Here is a 2,274-nt window from a genome sequence, read left to right as displayed (position 1 = left end):
TCGTCCTGAGAAGCGCATAGGTCCTGTCGATGTATTGTTTCTGGACGACGGCATCCGGCGTGATCGAGCGGAAACTGGTTATAAAGGCGCCGAGCGTTGCCCGGATGACCCGGGCGTCGGCATATTCGATCTGCTGCGGAAATCCAGCCGAGACGGTGTTTCCGAGCTTGTCGACCTCGACGATGTACGGCACGAGTTTGACCTGCGTGCTCAGATACAGCGAGTAACTGAGACCGATCACCGCCATGCCGAGGCTCAAGATGCCGACCGTCCGCCAAGCCGAGGCCGCCCTCACGTAAGAGCCGTATCTTTCCGACCATTCCTGCCTTGCGGCAAGATACGGGTTCTCCGGGGCGCGTTGCGCTGCCATATTATTTTCCCTGTCTCAAATTTACGATTTATCCTGCCGCTCCGGCGGCTGACCGGGTGAGGCTCCCTTGCCGCGAGCCTGGTCGAGCTTCGCGTTCGCCAGGCCAAGCATGGAGCCGGCATAGGCACCGGGCGACCCGATCGCCTTTTCCTTGGCTGCGGATCCTGCGGCCTGCGCTCCTGAACCAAAGCTTGCGCCAATCCCGCGAAGAGTAGCGCCGGCGGTCGAAGATCCTCCGGCCCGAGCCGATTGTGCCGCTGCATATCCTGCCCCAGCAGCACCAGCCGCAAGAAAGGCGGCGCCGGCAGCGAATGACGCAGCCTGGCCGCCATGGCGAATAGTCTCCATGCCGCCAGTGACGGACGCACCCTGAACGACGCCCTGGATAATGTTCGGCACGTACATGGCGATGATGAACACCACGACGGCGATACCGGCGATCGCAAGTGCGGTCTGAAATTGATCACCGATGTTTGGTTCGTTGGCGAGCCCGATTAGCACTTCGGAACCAATACGGGAGATCATGACGAGCGCCATTAGTTTCATGCCGACCGAAAACGCGTAAACCAGATATCGGACAGCAAAGTCCTTGGTGAACGACGAGCCGCCAAGCCCAAGCATGATCATCCCGGCGAGAAGTCCAAGATACATCTCGACCATGACGGAGACAAAGATTGCTGCGACGAGAGAAAATGCGATCACCGTCACGACCATTGCAAATGCGGCCGATATCGCCAGTGCATTATCCTCGAAAAGCCCGAATTGCACTTTGGCTGACATCTTCGTTGCTACCGTCAGACCGGCATTGAAGACGTCTGCAGGTGAGGCCGTACCTCCACCGGCGCCGATCTGAAAAAGACTATCCACCACTGCTTTGGCGAATGTCGGTCCTTGCGTCAGCACGAAGGCAAAGAATCCCACAAACATGATCCGCCTGACGAGCTCGGCAAACCAGCTGTCCAGTGATGCGGCCTGCAATGCCAACCAAACAGCGGCAATTCCAATCTCGATGGTGGCGAGAATCCAGAAGAGAGATTTCGCCGCGTCCATCACGGTGGTCTCCCACCCTTTGGCCGCGGTTGTAATCTGGGTCTGAAGAGAAGTCAGAACAGAGCCTTCCTGCGCAAAGGCCGGCTGAGCAATCACGACAGGAACGGTGACAAGTAGCAGAGCGACCCGCAATTCGCTGTTGGAGATCGTCATTGGTTCACCATTCGACCTTCATCTTCTCTCCGCCAGAAGTCGGGTAGGTCTTCGACGAACCGAAAAATGTTGCGCGGCGGTGTTGCGCCTCCTGTTTCTCGGACATCAGGAACCATAGCCCGGGGCTGCCGACAGCGAGCAAAGATGCGATTGCGATCAAGATCAGCTTCGTTCTCACCATTCGACCTTCATCTTTTCGCCGCCGGAGGTGGACGGTGCTGCGCCGTTGAAGAATTCCTTCCGCCGAGCCTGTGCCAGATCCTTGTCAGTCTGCTCGCTTTGCAGCCACGTCCCCATCATCGTCATCTGCTGGGATACGAGACCACGCAGCTTTTGCGTTTGCGCAACCTGCTGCGCTGCAATCTCGTGGCCGACCTGGAGAGCTTTCATTTGGCCATCGGCAGATTCCGACATGTTTCGGAGGGAGTCCATCGTTTCCTCCTCGCTGTCGAACTGGTCAGCCGTCAGGCTTGCAGCCTTGAGCGCGCTGGCGATGGTGTCGCGGTTGGTATCTGACCAACTGGTATAGCTCGAGGACAGGTCTGTCCCGTTGGCGGCGGCAGTCTGTAGCTCAGCATAGGATTGAAAGCGCTGCTTCAGCACATCATCTGCGCTCCCCATCGAGAAGGAGATGCTCTGTCCCTGATCGACGATATCCCGCAGCCGGTTGAGGTCGTTTTCGACTTGGCCCCAGATGTGAT

The 2,274-nt window shown here is 58.0% G+C and carries 4 protein-coding genes; all 4 read right to left on the bottom strand.

Annotation, left to right across the window (positions count from 1 at the left end):
- The coding region (locus RNA01_RS23045) for a VirB8/TrbF family protein (RefSeq protein WP_268906710.1) at positions 1-370 on the bottom strand (370 nt) is incomplete at its 3' end.
- A 21-nt stretch (positions 371-391) separates the two neighbouring features.
- The gene (gene trbL, locus RNA01_RS23040; RefSeq protein WP_147182420.1) at positions 392-1,573 is read right to left on the bottom strand and encodes a P-type conjugative transfer protein TrbL; all 1,182 of its coding nucleotides are present in this window, start codon (positions 1,571-1,573) and stop codon (positions 392-394) included.
- A 4-nt stretch (positions 1,574-1,577) separates the two neighbouring features.
- On the bottom strand, positions 1,578-1,754 hold the full coding sequence (gene trbK / locus RNA01_RS23035) for an entry exclusion protein TrbK (RefSeq protein ID WP_147182419.1): 177 nt from the start codon (positions 1,752-1,754) through the stop codon (positions 1,578-1,580).
- The coding region (trbJ, locus tag RNA01_RS23030; protein WP_147182418.1) for a P-type conjugative transfer protein TrbJ at positions 1,748-2,274 on the bottom strand (527 nt) is incomplete at its 5' end. The genes trbJ and trbK, both read right to left, overlap by 7 nt.

This window comes from Paenirhizobium naphthalenivorans, assembly GCF_007992095.1.
GTDB classification, from domain to species: Bacteria; Pseudomonadota; Alphaproteobacteria; order Rhizobiales; family Rhizobiaceae; genus Allorhizobium; species Allorhizobium naphthalenivorans.
The sequence above is the reverse complement of the archived record's forward strand: the minus strand, read 5'-3'. Positions and strand labels throughout refer to the sequence as shown.

Coding starts and splice junctions, on each gene's coding strand:
- trbL (WP_147182420.1), bottom strand. CDS start 1,573: ATGACGATCTCCAACAGCGAATTGCGGGTCGCTCTGCTACTTGTCACC.
- trbK (WP_147182419.1), bottom strand. CDS start 1,754: ATGGTGAGAACGAAGCTGATCTTGATCGCAATCGCATCTTTGCTCGCT.